The sequence below is a fragment of the Streptomyces sp. ATLC9 genome, assembly GCF_057196705.1.
In genome coordinates this window covers 1-5,739 of the sequence record NZ_JBXUOY010000312.1, presented here as the reverse complement: position 1 = coordinate 5,739, position 5,739 = coordinate 1, and the positions used below count along the sequence as shown (strand labels likewise).

At 72.4% G+C, this 5,739-nt stretch carries 5 protein-coding genes; all 5 read left to right on the top strand.

The annotated features are described in order from the left end of the window. Positions 1 to 247 precede the first annotated feature (247 nt). The 5 genes from AC2CJA_RS23350 to AC2CJA_RS23330 are packed head-to-tail and all read left to right on the top strand — an operon-like array spanning position 248 to position 5,460. Positions 248 to 1,240: a DUF7847 domain-containing protein gene (locus AC2CJA_RS23350; RefSeq protein ID WP_484604656.1), complete on the top strand. Its 993-nt coding sequence runs from the start codon at positions 248 to 250 to the stop codon at positions 1,238 to 1,240. Positions 1,241 to 1,244: 4 nt separating this feature from the next. Continuing rightward, positions 1,245 to 1,946, top strand: a complete 702-nt coding sequence (locus AC2CJA_RS23345; protein WP_484604655.1) for a DUF4129 domain-containing protein — start codon at positions 1,245 to 1,247, stop codon at positions 1,944 to 1,946. Further along, positions 1,943 to 3,169 (top strand): DUF4350 domain-containing protein, encoded by a 1,227-nt coding sequence (locus tag AC2CJA_RS23340; protein WP_484604654.1) that lies wholly within the window; start codon positions 1,943 to 1,945, stop codon positions 3,167 to 3,169. Before AC2CJA_RS23345 ends, AC2CJA_RS23340 begins: the two co-directional genes overlap by 4 nt. Continuing rightward, positions 3,166 to 4,131 carry an AAA family ATPase gene (locus tag AC2CJA_RS23335; RefSeq protein WP_484604653.1) on the top strand — a complete coding sequence of 322 codons (966 nt, stop codon included), beginning with the start codon at positions 3,166 to 3,168 and terminating at the stop codon, positions 4,129 to 4,131. The genes AC2CJA_RS23340 and AC2CJA_RS23335 overlap by 4 nt, the downstream gene beginning before the upstream one ends. Before the next feature lie 18 nt (positions 4,132 to 4,149). After that, entirely contained in the window at positions 4,150 to 5,460 is a 1,311-nt protein-coding gene (locus AC2CJA_RS23330; protein ID WP_484604652.1) for a DUF58 domain-containing protein, read from the top strand. The last annotated feature ends 279 nt before the right edge of the window (positions 5,461 to 5,739 follow it).

Here is a 5,739-nt window from a genome sequence, read left to right as displayed (position 1 = left end):
CGCCGGCCGCCCCGCCCGCGCCGGGCGCGCGCGGCGCCCCCCCCCCCCCCCCCCCCCCCCCGCCGGCAAGGCGCCCACCGACAAGGCCACGCCGCGGCAGCCCACGAACTGGTCGCCGCAGCAGCCGCCCTCCGCCCCGCAGGGCTGGGGCGCTCCCCCGCCTCCGCCGCCGGGCGGGGGCGGCTGGGGAAACTGGAACCAGCCGCCCGCCGCCAAGCCCGGTGTCATTCCGCTCCGCCCTCTGGGTGTGGGCGAGATCCTGGACGGAGCGGTCTCCACCGCACGGGCCCACTGGCGGACGGCCCTGGGCATATCGCTCGCGGTAGCGATCATGATCCAGCTCGCCTCCACCGTGGCAACCGGCATCTGGATGCGGGACAACAGCGGTCTGCGGGCACTGGAGACCGAGGCCGAACCGACCAGGGACGAGGTGCTGGACGCCCTCAGCGGTACGTTCAGCGCCCTGGGCGTCGAGATGCTGGCCTCCCTGATCGGCATGGTCGTCGCCACCGCGATGCTCACCGTTGTGGTCAGCCGCGCCGTCCTGGGCCGACCGGTGTCCATGGGGGAGGCCTGGCGCGACTCCCGGCCGCAACTCGCCCGTCTGCTCGGACTGACGCTGTTGGTGGGAGCGATCGTGACCGGAGCGGTCGTCCTGGGTTTCCTGCTGGGTTTCCTGCTGGGTTTCCTGCTGGGTTTCCTGCCCGGCATTCTGCTCGGCGCGGCGGGCTCGGAAGCAGCCGGCGTGGGAATCGGCCTCCTCGGTGGTTTCGCGGGCACCGTGGCAGCCGTCTGGCTGTGGGTCCGCTACTGCCTCTCCGCGCCCGCCCTCATGCTGGAGCGGCAGGGCGTCCTCGCCTCCCTCCGGCGCTCCGCCAAGCTCGTGCGGAACTCATGGTGGCGCATTTTCGGCATCCAGCTCCTCACCGTCGTGCTGGTCTTCACGGTCGGGATGATCATCCAGCTCCCCGCCTCCTTCCTGGCCCCCGTGCTGAGCGGCGACGGCATCGACACCCTCGTCTCCGGTGGCGTCGCGGAGATCACCTGGACATACCTGATCGTCGTCGGCATCGGCGCGGTCCTCGCCTCCACCATCACCCTCCCGATCAGCGCGGGCGTCACGGCCCTCCTCTACATGGACCAGCGCATTCGCCGCGAGGCCCTCGACCTCGAACTCGCCCGTGCCGCGGGAGTCCCCGGCCACGAGGGGCGCACCGACGACCCCGCTCCGGGAAACTGATGTGATGAAGCGGTCCGCGGGCGTGCGCACGGACGGTTCCGACGGCGGGGCACCGGTGACGGTCCCGCGTGTCCCGGCACGCGAGGCCGCCGAGGACGAACTGTCCAAGCCCATGTACCACGAGAACGACCCGAGCCTGCTGCGGCGCCTCCTCGACTGGGTGTGGGAGCGGATCGGCGACCTCCTCGACGCCGCCGCCGGGGCCACGCCCGGCGGCTGGGTCGGTCTCACGGTCCTCGCCCTGCTTGTCGCGCTCTTCCTGATCGGCCTGCGGCTGCGCATGGGCGCGCCGCGCCGCGCACCCGGATCCGCCGGACGCGGCGAACTCTTCGGCGACCGCCCGCGCAGCGCCGACGAGCACCGCACCGCGGCCGAGCGGCACGCCTCCGCCGCCCGCTGGAGCGAAGCACTCCAGGAGAGGACGCGCGCTCTCGTCCGTTCCCTGGAGGAACGCGCCCTGCTCGACCCCCGCCCCGGCCGCACCGCCGACGAGGCCGCCACCGAAGCCGCCCGGGTTCTCCCGGACCACACCGCGGCCCTGTACGCAGCCGCCCTCGCCTTCGACGAGGTGACATACGCCGGGCGTCCGGCCGACCAGGCCGCGTATCTCCGGCTGCGGGACCTCGACGACACCGTCCGGCGCAGCCGGCCCCGTCTCACCGGCGGCCTTCCCACCTCCGCGCCCCCCGGCGGAGGCGCCGTATGACGACCGCACCACCCACCCCGCCCACCGACGCGGCCACCTCGGTATCGCCCACCGCACGCCAACTGTGGCGGCATGCCCGCGGTCTGCTGCTGGCAGCGGCCGTCCTGGCGCTGGCCGGCCTGGTCATCGCCGCCCTCCGCTCCGGTGAGCAGCACGGGCTGCTCGACCCGCGCTCCGCCGACCGCTACGGCAGTCGCGCCACCGCCGAACTCCTCGCCGACCGCGGCGTGGACACCACCGTCGCCACCGGCGTCGCCGAGGCCACCGAGGCCATGGGCCCCGACACCACACTGCTGGTGGCCAACCCCGACCTGCTCAGCGCGCGGCAGCAGTCCGCACTGCGCGGCGCCGCCTCCGGCAGCGGGAGCCGCACCGTCCTGCTGGCCCCGGGCCCCGCCTCGCTGGGCACCCTGGCCCCGGACGTACGCGCCGTGGAGCCCGCCGCCGTCGAGGTGCTCCGCCCCGGCTGCGACGCCCCCTACGCCCGGCGCGCGGGCGCGGCCGAACTCGGCGGCATCACCTACACCACCTCCGCCACCCCGGTCGAGGACTGCTACCACAGCGGCGAACTGCCCACCCTGCTGCGTATCCCCGCGGAAACCGGCGACGGCGACACCGTGGTGCTCGGTGCCCCGGACCTGCTGTACAACCACCGTCTCGACGACCACGGCAATGCCTCCCTCGCCCTGCAACTCCTCGGCTCCCGGCCTCATCTGGTCTGGTACCTCCCCTCCCTGGACAACGCCACCGCCACCGACGGCGGCAACAAGAGCTTCTACGACCTCATCCCCTCCGGCTGGAGGTGGGGTGCCCTCCAGCTCGCCATCGCCGCGGTCCTCACCGCACTCTGGCGGGCCAGGCGCCTCGGCCCCCTCGTCCCCGAACGGCTGCCCGTGACCGTCCCGGCCTCCGAGGCGGCCGAGGGCCGCGCCCGCCTCTACCACCGGGCCCGCGCGCGCGAACGCGCCGCCGAAGCACTGCGCTCGGCGACCCGCACCCGGGTCGCCCCTCTCGCCGGCGTGCCCACCGCGCAGGCCCACCGCTCCGAGGCTCTGTGCCCGGCCGTCGCCGCCCGCACCGGGGACGACGGCGCCCAGGTCCACAGCCTTCTGTTCGGCCCGGCTCCCACCGACGATGAAGCCCTCGTCCGGCTGGCCGACCGACTCGACCTCCTCGAACGCCGTATCACCCCATCTCCGAGAGACAAGGACCGCACTCCGTGAGCGCCCCCTCCGCAGACAGCGCCCGCGCCGCCCTCGAGGCTCTGCGCGGAGAGATCTCCAAGGCCGTGGTCGGCCAGGACGCCACCGTCACCGGACTGGTCGTCGCCCTGCTCTGCCGCGGCCACGTACTGCTGGAGGGTGTCCCGGGCGTCGCCAAAACCCTTCTCGTCCGCGCTCTGGCCGCCACACTCGAGCTCGACACCAAGCGCGTCCAGTTCACCCCCGATCTGATGCCGAGCGATGTCACCGGCTCGCTCATCTACGACAACCGCACAGCAGAGTTCTCCTTCCGGCCCGGCCCGGTCTTCACCAACCTCCTCCTCGCCGACGAGATCAACCGAACCCCGCCGAAGACCCAGGCATCCCTGCTCGAAGCCATGGAGGAGCGGCAGGTCACCGTCGAGGGCACCGCACGCGAACTCCCGGATCCCTTCCTGGTGGCCGCCACCCAGAACCCCGTCGAGTACGAGGGCACCTACCCCCTCCCCGAAGCCCAGCTCGACCGGTTCCTGCTCAAGCTCCAGGTGGCGCTGCCTTCCAGAGAAGAGGAGATCAAGGTCCTCTCCCGGCACGCGGAAGGCTTCGATCCCCGCGACCTCACCGCCGCCGGCGTACGTCGTGTAGCCGGTTCCGCGGAACTGGACGCGGCCCGGGCCGCTGTGGCCAAGACGTCCGTATCCCCCGATGTCGCCGCCTACGTCGTCGATATCTGCCGTGCCACCCGCGAATCCCCCTCGCTTTTCCTGGGCTCCTCACCTCGCGGCGCCACCGCACTGCTGTCCACCGCCAGAGCCTGGGCCTGGCTCACCGGACGCGACTACGTCACCCCCGACGATGTGAAGGCGCTCGCCCTGCCCACTCTGCGGCACCGCGTCCAACTGCGCCCCGAGGCCGAAATGGAGGGTGTCACCGCGGACAGCGTGATCTCTTCGCTGCTCGCCCATGTCCCCGTGCCCCGCTGAGGCGACACGGACTGATCGATGGCTCTCACCGGACGTACCGCTCTCATCGCCGCCCTCGGCACGCTTCTCGTCGGTTTCCTGCTTCCGAGCTGGACCGGCCTACTTGCCGTCGAGATTCCCCTGCTGCTCGCAATCCTGTACGACCTGGGTCGCGCCGCGCCAGTCCGAAAGCTCCTTTTCACCCGTTCCGGTGATACATCAGTTCGACTCGGTGAACCCGCCGAAGTCCTGCTCACCGTCATCAACCCCGCCGGACGCCCGCTCCGCGCGTACCTCCGCGACGCCTGGCCACCCAGCGTCTGGACCTCCGGGGCCGAGATCGCCGCCTCCCGGCACCGGCTGACCGTCCCCGGCGGGGAACGCCGCCTTCTCACCACACGGCTGCGCCCGACCCGGCGCGGCGACCACCACGCCGCCCGCGTCACCGTGCGCTCGTACGGCCCGCTCGGCCTGGCCGCCCGCCAGGGAAGTCACTCCGTCCCCTGGACGGTGCGCGTCCTGCCACCCTTCACCAGCCGCAAGCACCTTCCCGCGCGGCTCTCCCGCCTCCGTGAACTCGACGGGCGCACCAGCGTCCTCACCCGTGGCGAGGGCACCGAGTTCGACAGTCTCCGCGAGTACATCCCGGGCGACGACACCCGGTCCATCGACTGGCGCGCCACCGCCCGCCGGAGCAGCGTCGCCGTCCGCACCTGGCGCCCCGAACGCGATCGCCGCATCCTGGCCGTCCTCGACACCGGGCGCACCTCGGCCGGCCGCGTGGGCGACATCCCGCGCCTCGACGCCTCGATGGACGCCGCCCTGCTGCTGGCAGCCCTCTCCGCCCGTGCGGGCGACCACTTCGACCTGCTGGCCTACGACCGCCGGATGCGCGCCACGCTCCGGGGTCGTACAGCCCATGACCTGCTGCCCGCACTGGTCACGACGATGGCACCACTCGAACCGGCACTGATCGAGTCCGATGCCCGGGGCATGGCCTCGACCGTCCTCCGCAACGCCCCCCAGCGCTCGCTCGTCGTCCTGTTCACCGGCCTCGACGCCTCCCCCGTGGAAGAGGGTCTGCTCCCCGTGCTCCCGCTCCTCACCCAGCGCCACACGGTCGTGGTGGCGTCCGTCGCCGACCCTCGCATCAAGGAGATGGCCGCCGCACGCGGCACACTCGACGCCGTCTACGGAGCCGCGGCCGCGGCCAGGACCCAGGCGGAACGCCGTCACACCGGGTCCCGGCTCCGCCGCCGTGGTGTGACCGTCGTGGACGCCACCCCCGATGAACTCGCCCCGGCCCTGGCCGACACCTACCTCGCACTCAAGGCCGCCGGCCGCCTCTGAGCCCTCAGTGGCGAGGCCTGAACAACTCCATCATGAGCGGTGAACGCCAAAGCCCGGGGATCGGTGCCGACAGCTCCCTCAACCGCTGCCAGTCGTCAGTGCGCACCGCTCTGACCATGTGTTCGCCATGCATGGATCCTGGCAGCACAGGACACAGAGCCACAAAACAAAAGGCCTCGGTCTCCGAGTCATAAACTCGGAGACCGAGGCCTCACAAATTGTTCGGCGGCGTCCTACTCTCCCACACGGTCCCCCATGCAGTACCATCGGCGCTGAAAG